16 protein-coding genes are annotated in these 20277 nt (G+C 43.1%); 1 reads left to right on the top strand and 15 read right to left on the bottom strand.

The genetic code is table 11. The annotated features are described in order from the left end of the window. Positions 1–35: 35 nt before the first annotated feature. From F6K51_RS18395 to F6K51_RS18455, 13 genes are all read right to left on the bottom strand, one after another. A complete protein-coding gene (locus tag F6K51_RS18395) occupies positions 36–1538 on the bottom strand; it encodes a zinc ribbon domain-containing protein (RefSeq protein WP_293022572.1) in 1503 nt (500 codons plus the stop codon). A gap of 94 nt (positions 1539–1632) precedes the next feature. Then, positions 1633–2148 carry a glutathione S-transferase family protein gene (locus F6K51_RS18400; RefSeq protein WP_293022575.1) on the bottom strand — a complete coding sequence of 172 codons (516 nt, stop codon included), beginning with the start codon at positions 2146–2148 and terminating at the stop codon, positions 1633–1635. A gap of 83 nt (positions 2149–2231) precedes the next feature. Next, positions 2232–4115 (bottom strand): aspartate kinase, encoded by a 1884-nt coding sequence (locus tag F6K51_RS18405; protein WP_365939982.1) that lies wholly within the window; start codon positions 4113–4115, stop codon positions 2232–2234. 341 nt (positions 4116–4456) lie between these two features. Continuing rightward, positions 4457–5287, bottom strand: coding sequence for a DUF3050 domain-containing protein (locus tag F6K51_RS18410; protein WP_293022577.1), 831 nt, complete (start codon positions 5285–5287; stop codon positions 4457–4459). A 238-nt stretch (positions 5288–5525) separates the two neighbouring features. Beyond that, on the bottom strand, positions 5526–6728 hold the full coding sequence (locus F6K51_RS18415; RefSeq protein ID WP_293022578.1) for a 4-hydroxybenzoate 3-monooxygenase: 1203 nt from the start codon (positions 6726–6728) through the stop codon (positions 5526–5528). A gap of 205 nt (positions 6729–6933) precedes the next feature. Continuing rightward, positions 6934–7383 (bottom strand): carboxymuconolactone decarboxylase family protein, encoded by a 450-nt coding sequence (locus tag F6K51_RS18420; RefSeq protein WP_293022581.1) that lies wholly within the window; start codon positions 7381–7383, stop codon positions 6934–6936. A gap of 330 nt (positions 7384–7713) precedes the next feature. Then, positions 7714–8517, bottom strand: coding sequence for an FMN-dependent NADH-azoreductase (locus F6K51_RS18425; protein WP_293022584.1), 804 nt, complete (start codon positions 8515–8517; stop codon positions 7714–7716). Positions 8518–8735: 218 nt separating this feature from the next. Beyond that, complete coding sequence (locus tag F6K51_RS18430; RefSeq protein ID WP_293022587.1) at positions 8736–9755, bottom strand: methyltransferase; 1020 nt, start codon at positions 9753–9755, stop codon at positions 8736–8738. A 57-nt stretch (positions 9756–9812) separates the two neighbouring features. Beyond that, positions 9813–11510, bottom strand: coding sequence for a class I adenylate-forming enzyme family protein (locus F6K51_RS18435; RefSeq protein WP_293022590.1), 1698 nt, complete (start codon positions 11508–11510; stop codon positions 9813–9815). Between the two features lie 87 nt (positions 11511–11597). Beyond that, complete coding sequence (locus F6K51_RS18440; protein WP_293022592.1) at positions 11598–11864, bottom strand: hypothetical protein; 267 nt, start codon at positions 11862–11864, stop codon at positions 11598–11600. Positions 11865–11994: 130 nt separating this feature from the next. Then, positions 11995–13107 (bottom strand): 3-dehydroquinate synthase II family protein, encoded by a 1113-nt coding sequence (locus tag F6K51_RS18445; RefSeq protein WP_293022594.1) that lies wholly within the window; start codon positions 13105–13107, stop codon positions 11995–11997. Further along, on the bottom strand, positions 13107–13895 hold the full coding sequence (locus F6K51_RS18450; RefSeq protein WP_293022597.1) for a 2-amino-3,7-dideoxy-D-threo-hept-6-ulosonate synthase: 789 nt from the start codon (positions 13893–13895) through the stop codon (positions 13107–13109). Before F6K51_RS18450 ends, F6K51_RS18445 begins: the two co-directional genes overlap by 1 nt. A gap of 238 nt (positions 13896–14133) precedes the next feature. Further along, entirely contained in the window at positions 14134–14286 is a 153-nt protein-coding gene (locus tag F6K51_RS18455) for a hypothetical protein (RefSeq protein WP_293022600.1), read from the bottom strand. A gap of 265 nt (positions 14287–14551) precedes the next feature. Between F6K51_RS18455 and F6K51_RS18460 the strand changes: the two genes are divergently transcribed. After that, entirely contained in the window at positions 14552–18142 is a 3591-nt protein-coding gene (locus tag F6K51_RS18460) for an NB-ARC domain-containing protein (RefSeq protein WP_293022602.1), read from the top strand. Positions 18143–18381: 239 nt separating this feature from the next. On the opposite strand, the gene F6K51_RS18465 is transcribed toward F6K51_RS18460, so the two are convergent. Together F6K51_RS18465 and F6K51_RS18470 are read right to left on the bottom strand one after the other, a co-directional pair. Continuing rightward, positions 18382–19017: a response regulator transcription factor gene (locus F6K51_RS18465; RefSeq protein ID WP_293022604.1), complete on the bottom strand. Its 636-nt coding sequence runs from the start codon at positions 19015–19017 to the stop codon at positions 18382–18384. Continuing rightward, positions 19014–20258: a sensor histidine kinase gene (locus F6K51_RS18470; protein WP_293022606.1), complete on the bottom strand. Its 1245-nt coding sequence runs from the start codon at positions 20256–20258 to the stop codon at positions 19014–19016. The genes F6K51_RS18465 and F6K51_RS18470 overlap by 4 nt, the downstream gene beginning before the upstream one ends. Positions 20259–20277: the final 19 nt, after the last annotated feature.

A 20277-nucleotide genomic window follows, 5' to 3' on the forward strand; every position in this document is an offset into this window, starting at 1 on the left:
GTGCAATTTATTGTTGCCTGAGGGAGGAGTGGTAGTCAGCAATTGGAGTTAAGCCTTCCACTCATCTTTCTAGGCGATCCTGGCATCTCGACCAGGAGTTCCTTAAAAGCCTTAGTTTTGCTATGCTTGCAATTAATCCATCCAAGCTCAACTGCATCAAGCAAACTAAGTCCCATCCCTTCCAAGAAACGCGCGGTACGACGCAACAATACTGCCTGCACCTCGGTTTTACTCATATACCGGGTGATTTCCTTATCCGTACCTCGATTAAGTATGTTTTTGGCAGCATTGTAGTCAGCCTGTAACACGACCCCATTAAACCTGGTAAAATTGTCCCCGTTTCTTTCCCCCAACAGGGTTCCAGTAACAGAGTCAACTTGCGACGTGTAGCTAGGCTGAACTTCCGTAACAACCGACCCAGTCCAATCAGCCCATTTCTGTAAGGAGTCCCGCATTTTCCCTTTCATCCAGCTATTAAGCTTACGGGACATGGCTTTGGACTGGCGTTTATTTTTTATTGGTTGTGTTAAATCTTCCGCAAAAACTAAGAGTGATTCACCATTAAAAAGAGACTTGGAGGCCGCTCCTATTATGGCAGTTAGTTCGGCTTGGTTCTGTCTGTATCGCTTGTTTTCTGTTTTTCTAGTTAGGTTGTTTTTAAGGATACGAGCAGATTTTGCTGGAGCAAGTTTTTCTAACTTTCTATGTATCGCCCAAAGCTTTCCTCTATTACGATTCTTGGCACAGATGCGATTGGACTTTTTGGTAGCCGCTTTGCCCAAATTTTTGCCATGCGCTTGGCCATTTGAATCATATAAAGCCTCTGTGTACCCTTTGTCTATCCCGATAGGGTGGCGGTTAGCGGGTACTTCCACTGTTCCATAATCTACTAAGAAGTGAATTTCAAATCTTTGTAGAGTTTGATTGTAGATTAATCTAATCTGCCCACTTATTTTGCGATTAGATCTGACGATTATTCTGTTTCTTTTTCCTCTTCTTAATCCAGCTAGTTCTAGCTGATAAGTGTTACGGGAGAGCCTCCTGCACTTATAGCCTATTTGTTGATAGACTATCTGGTTCTTGACCCAGGAATGACCCCTTTTAAACTCCTTTCTGACCAGCCTATGCAGCAGTGGGTTCTCCAGAAAAGCCAAGGTCTTAAGCTGTTTACAAAGCTCCTTTCTTGTCTTTTGATTGTCTTTCCCAGGAAACCTTTTATAAATTTTTCTGACAACGGCGTCGATACAAGCTGCTTGGCTCGCTGTGATAGCCTTCGCTACATCGTTTACAGTCCAATCCATCAACTTGGCAGGCAATCCCAGAGTATCGGGAGTCCTGAAACTCTTCACTTCCGGGATGGCCTTTTTCCAGTCCAGTCCCCAATGGTTAATGCTGCCTAGTTTATTGTAAGACTCAGACCTGACAATTCCTAACTTTTTCATTACCTGCAACAACTCAAACTCTACCGACTTAGTCATCCCCACTACGGGGACAACCTGAGTCGATATTTTCTTTGTTGCTCCTACTTTTCTTGGCATTGTTAACTGACTGTGTCCTACATCTTAAGTGTACTCTAGCGCTAGCAAAATGTCAATGTCGGTTTTATACAGTTAAATACTGTTTTATACCTATTTATTGGGGTTTAGTTGCGGGACTAACATAGGGGAAGCAAGCAATATCAGCAATTGTGGGGTGACCCAGTTCCAGCCATTCCCGATCACTGAGGTGGTTGTCGAGCAGTGTCAGGATAGTTTCCGACTTTTGTGTTGCTACCTCGATGTTAACGGTTTGTACATTAAACTTGTAATAAAGTCTAGCAAACTCTGGACCCTGACGAATCTCTCCTGCAGTTGTAGATAACCAGCGCACCACTCGACTCATAGCTTCAGGCTCCAAAGGCAGCCAGTCTTCGCTACCATAGCGCCGTGCTAGATATACTAAAATAGCTTGGGCATCCTGAAAGATTAAATCTCCATCGGTGAGAACTGGCACTTGTCCAAAGGAATTCAATTCCAGAAACTCTGGAGATTTGTGTTGACCATTGTCCAGATCAACCCAGACAGTCTCGTGTTCTAACCCAAGTAGTGACAGCATTAGCCGCACTTTGTAGCAATTGCCAGATAGCTGGTAATCATAAAGTTTGATCATGATTTTATTCTCCTGATTTTTGCCTAATTTTTGTCAGTATTCAGCCGTCAGCTTTAATTGTGCCGGATTTATTAGCCTACTTATTAGCCTGCGTAGCTCGGCTTTGCTGGTGTAGCCAAACCCTTGAGGGTTTGGGCATAGTTTTTAAGCACCGGGATGCTCCCCTTATGCACCGCATTTAAAGCCTTAACTCCTTCTTCTTGAGCAACCACACAACTAATTTTAGTGTCCGAACTTGTAATCATCTGAATAGTTATTTGCTGTTGTGCTAATGCCTCAAAAAACTGAGCCACAACCCCTGGTTGTGCCACCATACCACCCCCAACTAGACTAACTTTAGCGATTTCTGTATCCACTAGAATTTCCCCACAACCAATACTTAGTGCTAACGCTTTTAAAGCCATGGATGCTGCTTCAGCATCAGCTTGAGCCACCGTAAACGCAATATCACAGCTGGGGATATCATTAAAGCTATGACAGCGTTGAGACTGAATAATCATATCAACACTAATATTTTCTTGTGCCAGTCGTCCAAAGACTTTTGCTGCCATTCCCGCTTGATCTCTGACATGGCGAATTGTGATACAAGCTTGGTTGAGATCAACCACAGCACCGCATACTGGGGATGGGCTTGAACCGGTAGAAAACTCCTGAATTGAATCAGCTCCGAGCACTACAGAACGATCAATTTCAAAAGCCTGACACAAAGCAGCAACAGCGCGATCGCATACCTCAGCATTAATCACACAGGTGATCTTCAACTCAGAGGTAGAAATCATCTCAATATTAACTCCCGCCTCTGCTAGAGTAGAAAACATTTTAGCTGCAACCCCAGGACGTCCAATCATACCAGTTCCAGTAATTGCCACTGTTGCCATATTCTGCTCTACCATCATTTCTACCTCTTGTGACCCTTGCCAAGGATCCCTGTATAAAGCAGAAGTAATCAACTCTTTGAGTTTAGTTTCACTTGCTGCAGCTCCTAAAGTCTCACCTTGTTCAAAACCTCTGTTCACTACGGTCAACGCAATATCTTTACCATCGTCCTCCTGAATTGACTGAATCATCAGATTAACATCGAGATTGTCACGAGCAATTTCATCAAATAACCCTGCCGCTACCCCTAAACGATCCCGCCCTTGCCATCGGGCTACTTTTACTTGATTTGTCTCCAATTCCACTCCATATACTGCCTTGTTAATTTCCAACCCTTTCAGAGAACGAGGTTTAGGCATCGGAGAAATTATCCTAGTTCCTGGTGCATTGTTCCAGCTTGAACGTACAACCAAAGGTACCCCATAATTACGAGCAATCTCTACCGCCCTAGGATGTAGCACCTTTGCCCCTAAACTCGCTAACTCTAGCATTTCATCACAAGTAATTTCTGGGATTAATTGTGCCTCTGGTACAATCCGAGGATCAGTTGTAAAAATGCCTGGAACATCAGTATAAATTTCGCACAAATTTGCTTTTAAGGCAGCCCCTAACGCCACAGCTGATATATCTGAACCGCCACGTCCTAGAGTAGTAATTTCAAAGTTATCACCACTGCTCATACCCTGAAATCCAGCTACAACTACCACTGTTCCTTGATTAAGATAGTGCTGAATTCGCTTTGGCTGAATTTCCCAAATCCTGGCACGACCGTGTTCAGCATCAGTGATAATTCCTACTTGTGCCCCAGTTAAAGAAATAGCCGGTTGTCCCAATTCCTGCAATGCCATACTCAGCAAAGCAATTGATACTTGTTCTCCAGTAGACAGAAGCATATCCATCTCCCGAGCACTGGGATTAGTCGAGACTGCCTTCGATAAACTGAGCAAGTCATCAGTGGTTTTACCCATCGCCGAAACCACTACCACCACAGTATTATTATTTTGGACTGTTTGCTTCACCCGCCGGGCAACTGCTTTAATTCTTTCAACTGATCCAACCGACGTACCACCATACTTTTGAATAATTAGCATTATCTAGCCTCAGATAAAGTATTAATTTTAAATTGATTTAAATAATACAAATTTTTTTTTTTATTGCTTTAGTAATGGCTAATCGAAGGATTTACTAGTAAAATAGTATTACTATAAACAAGTAACATAAAACTTCGGGAAAGGGAACAGTATGAAAGAGCTATTGAGCCCTATAATAACCTGAGTTCGATGACCCTTCCCTGTTCCGAAGTTCCCTGTTAACTATGGCGGTTTGCATAACTATTAGGTACACAGGATTGTTTTCCCTGTTCCCTGTTCCCTGTTCCCTGTTCCCTAAAAACCCAGAACTTTGTACCTAACAGCAATTGCAAACCGCCTTATTACATCTCAAGCAGCGCTATATCATTCTCTTTGTTGAGCTGAATCAACTCAGCTACACCATCCCATAGAGCATAGCGTGCTTTGAGAGCATTCTCAGCAGAGTTGAAAGCTTGCTCCCACTTTACAGGATCATCACCACAAAGATTTTTTAAGAGTTTTTTCCCCATCGGAACATGTTGATCCTCATCCAGAAAATTATGCCTGTCTAGATAGAGACGCAAAGAATCCCAAGTAAATCCATAAAGACTATCTAAAGTAGCAATAACCTGTCTGAACATAGCAGGAATGATATCTTCTCGACCTAGTAGAAAAGCTGCAGCTACTTCATGGGTTGACTTAGTCGTAGTTTCCAAGGTTAATTTCACAAACGTTTTGGTTAATTCAGGTATCGAAATAGAGGCTAGACTTTGCTCAGATGGAATACCTTTTCTAAGAGAATATATAAACGTTTTAATTGGATTAGTATCAGCCCCAATCTCTGTCATCGCCACCATATATAGATCATAGTGACTGATGTAATTTCCTGGTGAGACTTCATCAGTCTCTTCAGCTAAAACAATCTCATTGACCATCCTGGCAGAATTAATATCTGTCGGTGGCACCCAAGGTACATCCAAGCAAGTGACTCGGTGTTGAAGAGTCTTAATCAGAGACATGAAATCCCAAACAGCAAACACGTGAGACTCCATAAATATCTGTAGAGATACCAAATCATCTAACTGTTGGTAAAGCGGGTGATTGATCAGATCCATACGGCTTGGTTTAAGTTTTTCTTCCAGCTGAGTGTAATAGTCGAAACTCTTATAATTTTGCATTTCGATAATCTTCATGATTGGTCTCCTTAATAACCTGTAGTTTTTTTTTAATCGGGTGAGGCACAAACTCCTCGCTTTTAGGGAGCAGGGAGCAGGAAACAGGGAACAGAGAAGAGAGAAGAGGGAATAGCGAGGCAATTGCATCAAGACAGGAAAAAAATTCTGTATACCTCTCAGATAGGGCTCCTCAATGAATTGTGAGAATTTTGTTACCTACTCCCTACTCCCTACTCCCTACTCCCTACTCCCTTTGCTAAATAATACCGACATAGTTTCTGGCAAAATCCCTAGCAAATGTCACCGATGTAGACAATTGCTTCAATTTCGATTCACTCAACTTATTGAAGAAACGGACATTATCTACATCCTTCTCTTCAGACTTATGCAGCATATGCAACATCGAACAAGAGAATTCTTGAGCACGCCAAATATAGGGCAAACGAATTTCCGAGTAGCGTTTTAGGTAAGAAATATCCCGTTTTTCCTGGTAGTAACTTACCAATACTTCTCCGAGAACACCCGCATCCTGTACCGCCAGATTTAAACCTTTCCCACCGCAAGGTGTAATAATGTGACCCGCATCACCAGCTATCAATAACCGTTGGTACTGTAACGGCTCCATAACATAACTGCGCATGGATAAAATCCGCTTGTCAAAGATTTCCCCTTCTTTCAAGGTCCATCCCTTTTTCGCCAGACGCTTGGCCAAGGTACTCCAGATGCGTTGATCAGGCCAATTTGTAACCTCATCATGGAGTGGAACTTGTAAATAGTAACGAGAAATCTTGCTATTGCGCGGCATGTGAGCTCCAAAGCCATCATGATGCAAGCCATAGATGACATGTTTTGCAGAAGGTGGTGCGTAAGCTAAAATTGCCAGCCAGCCGTAGGGATGCTGTTTTGTGTAGATGTCTACCGCTCCGTCTGGAATTGATTGGCGCGAGATTCCATGATAGCCATCACACCCTGCTACAAAATCAGCATGAATCGTGATGGTGGTGTCACCATCTTTATCGTAACACTCAACAATGACGCCGTCATCGGTTTGAGTAATTTTTTTCCCCTCATGGCGTAACAATAACTTACCACCTGCATCCAGATATCTTTGAATCAGATCGTCATTGAGATCGCTTTGGGGATAAATGTAATGGACATCCCCATCAGCTAACTTGCCGTAATCAAAGACAACGCTGTAATCAGGGTAACGAAATTCACAGGTATCATGGGTATAGCCATTTTGGAGAATTGTATCCGCTAGACCATGTTTTTTGAGTAGGTCAACTGTGGTGCTTTCCAGCACACCGGCCCGCGCCTTCGTATATATTTCTTCGCGGTTGTATCTATCCGCAATGATACAATCAATCCCATTTTGTAGCAGGATATTACCAACTACAATCCCAGCTGGACCTGAACCTAAAATACAAACTGATGTTTTCAATGCTGTACTATTAGTCATGGTTTAAGCTACCTCTTTAGTTAGATTTGAATAACAAGAAAGCACATTTTATTGACAAACAGCCTCTGTAAGCAGTCAGCAGTCAGCAGTCAGCCGTCAGCCGTCAGCGGTCAGCTTAAAATAAACTTATTTGGCTGATAGCTAATAGCTGATAGCTGTTCGCGTAGCGTGCGCGTAGCGCATTAGCTGATAGCTTACACACCCTCTAATAGGCACCTGGAATCATTTTTGTAGTAATAGCAATACGATTCCAACCATTTATCGTGACAATAGCCATCAAAATTTTAGCGATTTCAGTTTCTGAAAAATAGCGACTTACCTCTTCATAAACTGAATTCGGTACCTGATTCTCTGAAATCAGAGTTACTGCTTCAGTTAGCTCTAATACAGCCCGCTCTTCTGGACTAAAAAACGGCGCTTCTTGCCAAGCATTTAGGGCATAAATTCGTTGTTCTGTTTCTCCATTACTTCTGGCTTCTTTTGTATGCATATCGATACAAAACGCACATTTATTCAGTTGAGAAGCACGAATTTTTATCAACTTTATCAGTGTTTTATCTAACCCACTTTTATTCACATATTTTTCCAAATAATTCATGGCTAGATAAGCTGCTGGTTCAACTTTATTTAGTTCCAATCTTGTTTCCATTTCCATACCTAAATTGGTTGGTAAACTTACAAAAGTTGACGTTTTAATTGATTAAGCTAATACAGCGGTTTGCAATTCAATTAGGTGCAAATTTATGGGTTTTTAGGGAGCAGGGAGCAGGGAGCAGGGAGCAGGTAAGAGGTAAGAGGTAAGAGGGAAAACAATCTTGTCTACCTGATAGTTATACAAACCGCCATATCCATTTAAATTTCAGTCCGATCCACTTCTGAAAAAGCCGGTCTACCCTCTCCCCATCTCCCCATCTCCCCATCTCCCCATCTCCCCATCTCCCCATCTCCCCATCAGCCGACCTTTACAATTTAAATGCGTGAGACCTTACCAGGTTTCTACTGCTTTCTCAAGCTCAGCACGGGCATTGGCCAAAGATTGCTGACGGGCTTCTTCCCCTAAATCTAGTTTCTCGGCATGAATAAACGTGATATCTGTAATGCCAAGTACTCCAAATATAGCCCGTAAAAAAGGTTCCTGATAATCGTAATCAGCAATAGGGCTTCCTGGAGAGAAAGTACCGGCACGAGCTGTAAAAATTAGCATTTTCTTTCCCTTAGGAACTAAGCCCCGATATTGACCAGGTTCGTCAAAGGTAAAGGTGCGATTAAATCGAAAAATTTGATCGATATATGCTTTGAAGGTAGATGGAACATTGAAGTTGTACATGGGAATGCCAAAAACATAGCGATCGGCTGCTAAAAATTCATCCACCAAAGTATCTGATACTTTAATTGCCTCTACTAATTCAGTAGTGCGTTTTTCGGGAGGACAAAATGCTGCAGCAATCCACTTTTCATCAACATGGGGCACAGGATTATGACCTAAATCTCGATAGCTGACAGTGTCGTCTGGATAGAAAGACTTCCAAGTTTGAATAAACCGATTAGACAATTGCCGAGAAATAGAGCGATCGCCACGGGGACTCGCATCAATGTGAAGAATATGCGTCATCTTAAGTTGAAGGTTGTTTGCCTGTTTGATTGGAGGTTGAAGGTTGAAGGTTGAAGGTTGAAGGTTGAAGGTTGAAGGTTGGAGGTTGAAGGTTGAAGGTTGGAGGTTGAAGGTTGGAGGTTGGAGGTTGAAGGTTGAAGGTTGAAGGTTGTTCGCGTAGCGTGGCCGAAAGGCCAAGGTTCAGAATATAACCTTTAACCTGGTAACCTAGTAACCTGTAACCTGTAAACTCTAACCTGATCAGCTGATAACCTGATAACCTGCTAACCTGCTAACCTGCTAACCTGTAACCTGATAACCTGCTAACCTGCTAACCTTCAACCTGATAACCTGCTAACCTTCAACCTGATAACCTTAAACCTGCTAACCTGCTAACCTGCTAACCTGTAATTGGATTATTTGATGCCTACTGCCATTGAGTAAGCTCCTACAAGAGGTTTAGTGTAAGTGTCTTTGAATCCTACTTTGTCCATCCAAGCACAGCAGTCTGCTCCTGTATAGTCGAAACCCCCAAAGGTCTCGATCAGCATATTTAGGCTCATGAGTAACCCAAACTTGTTCTGGCAGCGCTCATCGTCGATTAGTGCGTCGTAAACAATCAATGCACCACCGGTCGGGAGTGCTTCGTAGGCTTTGGCAATTAACAGGTGCTTTTGTTCTAGATTCCAGTCATGGAGGATTTGTCCCATCACCAAAACATCAGCACTAGGCAGCATATCCTGGAAAAAGTCACCACCATGGAAGTGTAATCGCTGGCTAAGTCCTCTGGAAGCAACATATTCCTCGTAAATTGGGCGAACCACTGGCAAGTCGAACCCACCTCCTTGTAAATGATGGTGACTTAGGGCAACGGTTACTGGTAACTGCCCTTGAGCGGTACCGATATCGATAAAAGTCTGGAAGTTCTCCCAGGGAAATTTTTCAGCGATCGCCTTAGCTACTCCCATACTGACCCCAGACATTGCTTCCAGAAAGAGTTTTAGGCGGGCAGGGTCCCTGTAAAGGGTGCCGAAAAAGTCTTCTCCATTTTTGGCTTCATTCTGGGGTTGACCGCTCCGTAACCCTTCTGTTAATGAACCCCAAAATTGATAGAGACGGTTGTTGTACATCTCTAGGTAACCACCGATATAGGAAGGCTTGGAGCGGTCAAGAAACAAATCACTTTCAGGAGTGTTACTGTAACCGTTATCAGAAAATTCTAACACTTTTAAGGCAACTAGTGCATCCAAAAAATCTCGCGCACTACGGGGATGAAGTGCTAGTTTTTCAGTCAATTCAGCAGCAGTCATAGAACTCTGAGCCAGTTCAGTAAATACTCCCAGTTCCACTGCACTTAAGAATGTCTTAGATGCCGAGAAAGCAAACCCCAATTCCAGTAGTTTGTCCGGTACCAGCTGTTTAGTAACCGCTTCCATTGACTAGTCTCCTTCTAGTTTATTTTAGTAAAAAATGTTCAGTGAATTATAAAAAATCTAAGACCTAACTGGAACTTTAGTTAGCTGTGCATAAGCAAAATCATAAAGCCCTTTACTATCTAAGTTATGCTCAGCACAAATTAGGATATCCTGATATTGCTCGCGAAGCTTCCTTTTCAGGACTTTTCCTGTTGAACCGACAGGAAGATTACTAACAATTTCTAAGAAAGACAATGGTTCCAAATTGTTATACAATAGCTGATGATTGATAGCAGTAATCAGAGCTGATGCTTTAATACTTTCTTGTGCTTTCAGCTTGATAAAAGCCACCAAACCATCGAAGCCTTTTTCCTTAGGAACCCCAATTATTGTACAATCAGCAACAGCTGAGTTGTTCTTCAAAATTAATTCCTCGATGGGTAACGTATTGACTAAGCCCCTAGCGCACTGAATAGCATCAACGGAACGATCCACGTGAAAAAATTTATTATCCTGATCATAATAAGCCAAATCCCCACTAATCCAGTACCCTTGTTTATAACTTTTGAGGGTGCGGTTAGAATCATTCCAATAGCCTGGTGTAATAGTTGGAGATTTAATACCCAGGAAACCTACCTGATAGGGTGGCAGTAGATTTCCCTCCTCATCTAATACTACAGCTTTTACAAAACTGCGTGGCTTACCCATATATCGATTATACAAGCTTGTCTGGCGACTAGAGACTTTATTAAACAAAGCCATGCCGAGTTCTGAAGCACCTAGACCATCAATAAAGACTGATTTAGAATTCCCGGCATTTACCAGAGTCCTGATATGAGCTTCATGGGCAGCATCTCCCGTATTAATCCACATTTTTACAGAACTCAATTGGTCTTTTTCTAAAGCCTGGGAAGCCATGTCGGCATAGGTTTGTGGAAAAGCTGCTACTATAGTCGGTTTAAGTTTTTTAGCTTGAGTAATAGCATTATTACCAGATAAATCCGACAAAACCATAGTGGGTAACCCCAGTAAGGTTACTGTCATAAAGTAGCTAATTCCCGCTGAATGTGAACTAGGTAAGGCAAACAAAAACTTATCGGATTGACTAGCTGGGAAATTTAGCAGCCGAATTCGTTTGCCAAAGAAAAACTGTTGATGCCCAAATATCACTGGCTTAGGCTTTCCAGTAGTACCAGAGGAATGACAGATCATAATTGGATGAGAATCTGTAGGAGAATATGGATACCACTGGGGAAGCTCTATCTCTGAGCTTTGAACAGCTGTATTGTTGACATCTGTGGCAATAAACTTTAATGAGTCATTAGTTTTGACGTAGCCACTAATACTATCGAGGTGCTTCTGATCAGAATATAAACCAATGGCACCAACACGCCTGATAAAGTCAGCAGCAATATCAGGATCCATACGACCGTTTACCAAAACTGGAATAGCACCGAGGTTGTTTAGTGCTAAGTAATGGATAAAGTAACCGATTCCATCGTCTAAATAGATAGCAACAGGATCATTCTCACGAATACCAGATTTCCTGTACCAAGAGGCATAGTTATCAACAACATCTTTTAAGGAAGATAAACTAAAACTGTTGATCGTCTCTCCTGTGAATGTTTTAAAAGGTTTTTCTAAAAACAAAAAATCATTGTTTCGATAATGGTTATTAGTAACAGAGTAATGGAGGAAGTTACCACATCCTAATTTCTTAGACAGGAATAACTTAATTCTTTCGTACAATGGCAAAATAGTTGGGTTAATGTTCATGAGCTTAAATCCAAAGTCGTGTCGAAATATAATTTATAATACCTAACAGATAATGTAATGCCGATAATGCCGATTATTTTTGAAAATTTAAATCAAATTTGCAAGTTCACTATCAGACAAAATAATCTCACCATAATCGGGAATCCAAGCTAGCCAGGTATTCTCAGATTGCCGACATAAAATAAGAGCTTCTTCACAATGAATCGAGTTAGGGATATCAGGGGCTTTAACCCAAACTTGAGAGTAGGATTCTCCCTCAAGGTTACTTGAGTTATTGTCTCTAAAACTTAAGGTCGATTCACTCTGCCTATTTTGGTTTTGCTTATAGTCATTTAAGCTAAGTAATGTACTCATTCTTAAATCCCCTCTTACTTGCTAATACATGTTGATTGTTTCCAAGGAAGTGATATCGTGTCCGGTTGTGGGCGATAGTGTTATTTGTCGTTGTTTCTTTGGTAATCGATACTCCCGGACATGATATTATTTACTTTTCCAGACAAGACTCTTTTACTGGAAGCCCAACATGCCGTCCACTAGGCGCAGTATGACCAAGCAGCTTATCGCCAGGCTTCAATTCTGTGACATTCAGGACTTTACCACCAGGTCCAAGAACTCTTACATGCCAATCGTCTTGAACAATCACATTTACCGGAATTCCCGATTGAGACACTGCATCGATACTGAGTAGGGGACGAACTTCTATCTTCATCCTGCCTACAACTATTTCTCGTGCCTTGCCATCACAATTTACCCCTAATACTTTGTGTCCTGAACTCAGCTCACTAAGATAATTAGTTTGACTAACACTAGACACTAAATAAGAATGTATAGCACCAGCATTGACTCGGAAAGGACGAGTTGGCATGTAGGGCAGTGGATGGGTCTCGCTGCTAACTAAAATCATTCCTTGGGAATAAGAACCAATGAGTATACCTTCATCTTTGGCAAAGTTAGAACAAGTATCTACACAAGCCCGTTCTCCCATTCCAATATGGGAAATTTTTGTTACTTCAAGTTCTTCCAGTGAAACTTCCAAATTGTTGGCCTTACGACACAGCTGCCCAAGCTCTCTGGCATCGATAATCCCGTTAGGGGTTAGCATGACCCCATGTGACCCTTTTTCTAAGACCCCCAGGACAATTTCTGCTTCCTCAATATCTTTGACAACGGTAATTATTTGCCCATCCGTGTTGTCTGCTGAGGCTAAAACAATCTCTAGAGGAATTTTTGTGGGGTCTTTAAAATAGATGACAGCCCATTTTTCTTGTCTAGCGATCTTACAAGCAGTTTGTAAGGTTTCGTCATCGGTCACATGAACAAAAAATCCGATTTCTGCTTGAGATTTGTACGTTTCTGGTTGAGTAGTTATTTCAGAATACCAGGAATGATCAAACAGTACTATATCGGCCTTTTCGATACATCCGTCCGCTTCTTCTGGGCTGTCTACAAAAGCAATGCGAGAGACAGAGTCATGACAATCCATGACTGGACTTGATGAATCAACTACCACTCCATTGATATCAGAGTTTAGAGATCCACACAGCGCTTTATAGTCAACATCATTAAAGCTTCTGAGGTCTAACCAAGATAATTTCATTACGCTACCTCCTTGATAGTAAACTGATAGGGATTAGTGATAACTTTGGCAATTTCTTGAGAAATGAATGAGGGATTACTGTGTTGAAATATATTTCTACCAACAGCAACGCCTTTACCGCCAGCCCTGATGGCATCTTTGATCATCGATAAGATCGAGCTATCTGCATTACTCTTTGCTCCTCCGGCAACGATAACAGGGATGTCAACGGCATTAACAACTTGTCTGAAGGATTGAACATCGCCAGTGTAGTTGACCTTGACAATATCTGCTCCTAGCTCCCAGGCCAATCTGGTTGAGTGAGCGATCGCATCTGCATCGTACTCATTTTTAATCTTTTCTCCTCGTGCATAAACCATTGCTAGCAATGGCATACCCCATTGATGACAGGCTGCTGATATTTCGCTGAAATCTTTGAGCATACGGTATTCATCGTTGGCCCCAAGATTAACGTGAATTGAAACTCCATCTGCACCAAGCTTAATGGCTTGTTCAACACTACTGACTAGATGTTTGGAAGATGGATCGGGAGATAGACTCGTTGATCCAGAAAGATGCAAAATTAACGATATATCTTTCTGAATTAAACCTGGATGGATTGCCCGAGCGATCCCTTGATGAGCAACAATTGCACTAATGGTTTTCTCCGGTAACGATCTGATAAATTGATGAACTTTTGCCAGACCATTAACCGGACCTAGTGTAAACCCATGGTCAATTGGAACTATAAAATAGTTGTCTAATCCTTTGAGAATTCTTGCCAAACGATAATTTTTACCAAGAGACATAAGAGACTCCTTTTGACTCGATTACATGATGTGGTGTTTTCCAAAATCTTAGATTCCTATCGAACTAAGTGTTGGAAAACTAACTTTTAGTGTTTCATGGCACTTAGCTCAATCTCGATATTTCTATCGTGCCTGACACTCACAAAGCGAAAGTCTCAGTTTTTGCCTCAGTTTTTGTCTTAGTAACTGAAACTCAGGTGAGTTGTCTGGTTTTTTTTTGAGTAATCTCAGGAATTTCTCAGATTTGGCTCAGGTTGAACTTAACAGGATAACTCATGTAGCAAAGGGCACTTCGGATCAGGGAGTCGGGAGTCGGGAGTCGGGAGTCGGGAGTCGGGAGTCGGGAGTCGGAAGTAGGGAACTGTAGCTTTACAACCAGTTCTGCTAGCATAGAATTTAAACAGGTTTGTCTCAGTTTTTGTCTCAGTGGTTTCAGTTATGCTGTGTTTCTCAGATTTTTCTCATTTTTACCTCAGATTCCCTCTTAGTTAACCTTGCCTAACTAATTCCATAACTTTCGATAACATTTATACATTGCGCGGCTTTTTGCTCACCCATAGATTAAAGATTTAGGTATAGTGATGGCTGGATTAGGGATGGTGCCATAGCGATCTACCTTATGGATTGGGGGTTAAGCAAAGCAAGAGAGTGGACTTATGATGAATTCCGTGCGAGCATCTGAATCAGGACTTAAATTAGTAGACCAAGCTAGACGTCAGAAAAGATGGAACAAAACAGCGGTAGCTTGGTATACTAGCGCATTTACCTCTAAGGCAACCTTAAACCGGTTTTGGAGGAGACAGTCAATTCGTACTGACACCTTCATGGCCATTTGTAGTGCTGTAGGCGTTCATTGGGAAAAGGTAGTTGAGCCGGATCAGTTTGAGATAGACCAGTTTGAGATAGATCAGATGGAGCTAACAGCGCTATCGACAACTGCTGTGGCTGGAATTGGACATCTTGATTGGGGTGGAGCTCCAGAACCGAGGAGTTTCTACGGTCGGATGCAGGAACTGAATACCCTACAGGAATGGATTCTACAGGACAACTGCTGCCTGGTGGCACTTCTAGGGATGGGGGGAATTGGCAAAACCACCTTGGCTGTGAAGTTAGCCCATCTGCTACAGGATAAATTTGAGTTTGTGATTTGGCGCAGTCTACGCAATGCTCCGCCCCTAGAGGAAGTCCTGGCAGACATGATTCAATTTCTGTCTGTGCAGCAGGAAACGAATTTACCTTCCTCTGTGGATGGCAAAATTTTGCGATTGATTCAGTATTTACAGACGGCCCGTTGCCTGCTGGTTCTTGATAATACCGAATCGATCCTCGAAAGTGGTTCTCGCACTGGTGGCTATCGAGAGGGATACGCTGGATACGGTGAGCTGCTCAGAACTATTGGGGAAACCTCCCACAACAGCTGCCTAGTGATGACCTCCCGGGAGGCACCTCAAGACTTGACCCTTCTGGAGGGGGAAGCCTTACCCGTTCGCTGCTTCCCACTCAAAGGTTTACCAGAAACCCACGGACAGGAAATCTTTAAGGAAAAGGGAAATTTTATTGGCGATGACAGCCAATGGATGACTCTAATTGAGCGTTATGCCGGAAATCCTTTAGCCTTAAAGATGGTAGCCTGTGCAGTCAGAGACTTTTTTGATAGCAATATTGCTCAGTTTCTGGATTTTTTAAAGGAAGGCTCATTCATTTTTGATGATATTCGGGATTTACTAGATCGGCACTTTCAGCGCCTCACCCCTACAGAAAAGGAACTGATGTACTGGCTAGCTATCAATCGGGAACCCATTTCTCTTGAAGAACTGCAAGAAGACTTTGTATGCTACCTATGCGCTACGGATATTTTAGAAGCTGTAGGGTCTCTACAACGGCGGTCATTGATTGAGAAAACTTCAACTGGGTTTACCCAACAACCTGTAGTCATGGAATACATGATTAATCGACTCATCAAGCAGATTCCTGAAGAGATTATTAGTCAAAATATCGCTATCTTCCGCACTCACTGCCTAGTCAAAGCCAGCGCCCCTGACTATGTTCGGGATGCTCAAGTCTGTCTGATTCTAGAACCGATTATTGAGAAGTTACTGTCTAGTTTTGGTTCTACAAAACAGCTGGAAAATCATCTCCTGGAAATCCTCTCAAAGCTGCGCGCCCCGACTCCTGGGGTTAAAAAATCTACTCTCCAGATGGGATATGTCAGTGGTAATACTATTAATTTACTTACTCAATTACAGATTGATTTAAACGGCTATGACTTTTCTGGTCTGACAGTTTGGCAAGCCAACCTACAGGGACTGACATTACATAATGTCAATTTCGCTGGCTGTGACTTGGCTGGCTCAGTGTTTACTGAAACCCTAGGGAATATGTTATCGGCAGCATTTAGTCCAGATGGGAGGATGTTGGCAATCTCTGATACAAATTTTGAGATTCGCCTATGGCATGTGCAAACTGGTAAACTACTGGTAATCTGTGAGGGTCACACTAATTGGGTACGCTCTGTTGCGTTTAGTGGGGATGGTAAAACCTTAGCCAGTAGTAGTGCTGACCATACCGTCAAGTTATGGCAAGTCAGTGATGGCAGCTGCTTGCAAACTTGTACTGGACATACTAATCAAGTGTTCTCAGTTGCTTTTAATCCTCAAGGTAATACCCTGATTAGTGGTAGTAGCGACAACACCTTAATACTCTGGGATGGTGACACGGGTCAATGCCTTAACACCTTTACTGGACATACCGGTTGTGTGAGATCAGTGGCGTTTAGTACTGATGGCAACACCCTAGCCAGTGGCAGTGATGACCACACTGTCAGACTCTGGGATGCTAGCACTGGTAGTTGGGTTAGAACTTGTACTGGACATACCAGTGGAGTACGCTCAGTTGCTTTTAGCACTGATGGCAAAACCCTAGCTAGTGGCAGTAATGACCACACTGTCAGACTGTGGGATGCTAGCACTGGTAGCTGTGTTAGTACTCACACCGGACATAGTAGTGGAGTCTACTCAGTGGCTTTTAGCACTGACGGCAAAACCCTAGCTACTGGTAGTGGCGACCATACTGTCAGGTTATGGGATTACCACACTGGTATTTGCCTGAAAACCTTGCATGGTCATACTAATCAGATCTTTTCTGTGGCGTTTAGCCCTCAAGGTAATACCCTAGTCTGTGTGAGTTTAGATCAAACTGTCAGACTTTGGGATTGGGGCACTGGTCAATGCTTGAAAACTTGGCAGGGAAATACTGATTGGGTATTTCCAGTGGCTTTCAGTCCTGATGGTAAAACCTTGGCTAGTGGCAGTAACGATAATACAGTCAGACTATGGGATTATCATAGCGATCGCTGTATCAGTATTTTGCACGGACATACTGCTCACGTGTGTTCAGTGGCCTTTAGTAGTGACGGTCAAACCGTAGCTAGTAGCAGTAGAGACGAAACAATCAGGCTGTGGGATATCAAGACGGGAAAATGCTTAAAGATTTTGCACGGACATACTGATTGGATCTATTCGGTCACTTTCAGCGGTGATGGGAACACCCTAGCCAGTGGCAGTGCTGACCAAACGGTGAGGCTTTGGGATCAGGTTACTGGTCACTGCGTCAGTACTTTGGAAGGACATACGAATCAGATCTGGTCAGTAGCTTTCAGTAGTGATGGTAAAACCTTGGCGAGTAGCAATACAGACCAAACGGTGAGGCTGTGGGATGTCAGCACAGGGGAATGCTTGAAAACGTTACAGGGACATGGTAATCGGGTCAAATCCGTCACTTTCAGTCCTAAGGATACTATCCTGGCCAGTTGTAGTACAGACGAAACGGTACGCCTCTGGGATTTGAGTACGGGTCAATGCTCTAAACTATTACGCGGACACAACAATTGGGTCTTTTCCGTGGCATTCAGTCCCGATGGCAACACTATCGCTAGCGGCTCTCACGACCAAACTGTCAAGGTGTGGGATGTTTCGACAGGGGAATGCCGCCACACTTGCATCGGACATACTCATCTGGTCTCTTCTGTTGCCTTTAGTGGGGATGGTCAAATTATAGCTAGTGGCTCTCAAGACCAAACCGTGAGGCTTTGGGACACTAAGACGGGCAAGTGCCTGAAAATTCTCAGAGCTCCGAGACTCTACGAAGCCATGAATATCACTGGAGTGACAGGATTAACTGAGGCACAGAAAGCAACTCTGAAACAGTTGGGTGCGATCGCAATCGACAATTTTCGTATTGATAGTTAATTTTGCTGTTCATTTAACGTCCTAATCTATACTTCGATTCCTATAAATGCTGATATTTTTATTTAGAAAATATTTGTAAAAATTTTTGTAAAAATTCCGGAATTATTGCTATTTTTATTACATCGAACTCAGGTAATCCTCCGGTGGGTTGGTTCTTGCAGTTTAGTTTTTACCAAAAAAGCTCTGCTATGATGATTTCCCAGATAAAATAGTGATAAAATAGTTTAATCTCATGCACATTAAAGATGCTGATGGGCCCAGAGGGCAGCCTGGGTGCGATCGCGAACATCCAACTCACAGAAAATATTAGTTAGATGATTTTTAATCGTGCCTTCGGTCAGATTAAGGGCGGCTGCAATTTCTCGATTGCTTTTACCTTGTCCCAACAGCTTCAGGATCTCTAGTTCCCGCTGATTGAATTGAGCATGATAATCTGTTTTTTCCCGTTCAGGTTGGGTATTATTCAGTTGAGAAAACACCTTCGGAGCGATGGTAGGACCTAATTGGCTGTATCCCTGATGCAAACTGCGAATGGCCGCTGCCACCTTAGGGGCTGGAGTGCTTTTAAGCAAATATCCCAAGGCCCCAGCCTGAAGAGACTGGAACACATAGTCATCATTGTCAAAGGTGGTTAAGACTAGAATCCGAATCCAGGGGTAGCGGGTATGGATTTCTCGGGTTGCTTGCACACCATCGCAGATGGGCATCCGCACATCCATCAAGATAATATCAGGCTGTAACCTCTGGGTGAGGGCAATGGCTTCTTCACCGTGATTGGCTTCACCCACCACCTCGAGATCATCCTCTAGGGACAACAGTGCCGCCAGTCCCTGCCGAAAGATGGGTTGGTCATCAGCCAATAGAAGTCGAATCATCGTGGTATCCTAATCTGAATACAGGTGCCTTGTCCCGGTGTGCTATCTAATTGTATCGATCCACTTATCAGCTGAACTCTCTCCTGCATACCCCTGAGGCCAAAACCCTGGGTGGGTTTAGCAATATCAAAGCCCATACCGTCGTCCTTTAGTTCAAGGATAACCGCATCAGCAGAAGCATATCCCCGGAGGTGAATAACCTGGGCTTGACTGTGTTTGCGGATATTTTCCAATCCTTCCTTAACCACACAGTAAAGCTGATGATTGGTTTGTAACGGCAGCTGGGGCAAATCTATTTTGCTTTTAACCTTTATGGAGGGGTTGGATGTAAAAGATTCCAGCAGCTGTGGCAGCGCCTTATTGAGATCAAAGGTCTCTTCTCGCATGGTGGTCACTGCCCGACGCACTTCTTGTAAGGATTGGCTGGCCAGCAGTTTGGCCGTCTCTAACGCTGGTTGAAGCTGATTAGAGTTTCGTTCGTAGAGTCGTTGTGCTAATTCTAGCTGCACATCAAGGGAGGTCAAAGTATGCCCCAATGAATCATGAATATCGCGAGCAATGCGGGTGCGTTCTAAATCTGCGGCTAGCAATTCAACTTCCTGGGTCAAGGCGATTGCTCGCTGACGACTCCTGTACTCAGCCACCAAGGTTAAACAGAGCAGAATAATCGGTACGCTCAGGGAAATATAGTTCACAAGGTTATTGAGAACAATACCCGCAAGAAATACTTGGGGAGCCTCTTGAAAGGTTTGTAGGTTTTTTTCTAAGCGAGCTTGCTGCTCTGCAATCGGTTTTGAGAGATCAGTTAGTACATCATTCGTTAACTGCCACGCAAAACCTACATGCCAGGCAATACCGGCTAAAACAACCGTGATGATCACGTCCCGACGACGCAACAGAAAACAGCTTTTGGCGAAGTATAGAAAGAGAAGGAGATCCAGACCTACATGACTAAAGATACGTGTCAGCAACAGACAGGCAATTTCGGCAAAGATATAGGCTCGTCGCTGCCACATGGGGCGACGGATTGGAAAGAAGAAGCTCAGAATGGCCAAAACTCCCAATACGAAGAAGTTTATTAGGTAGTCACCGCCCTTGGCCTCATAGGACAATGATTTATTCAGGATGAAAAACAGCAGTATCAGGGTCACCATCACCAAACATGCCCATTCCACATAACGCAGGATTTTGGGAATTGAAGGATTAATGGTGGAAACCTGAGGAGTTGTCCGAGCTGACATCAGCTTACCTAATGCTTAT

The sequence above is a fragment of the Moorena sp. SIO3I8 genome (assembly GCF_010692325.1).
Lineage (GTDB): Bacteria > Cyanobacteriota > Cyanobacteriia > Cyanobacteriales > Coleofasciculaceae > Moorena.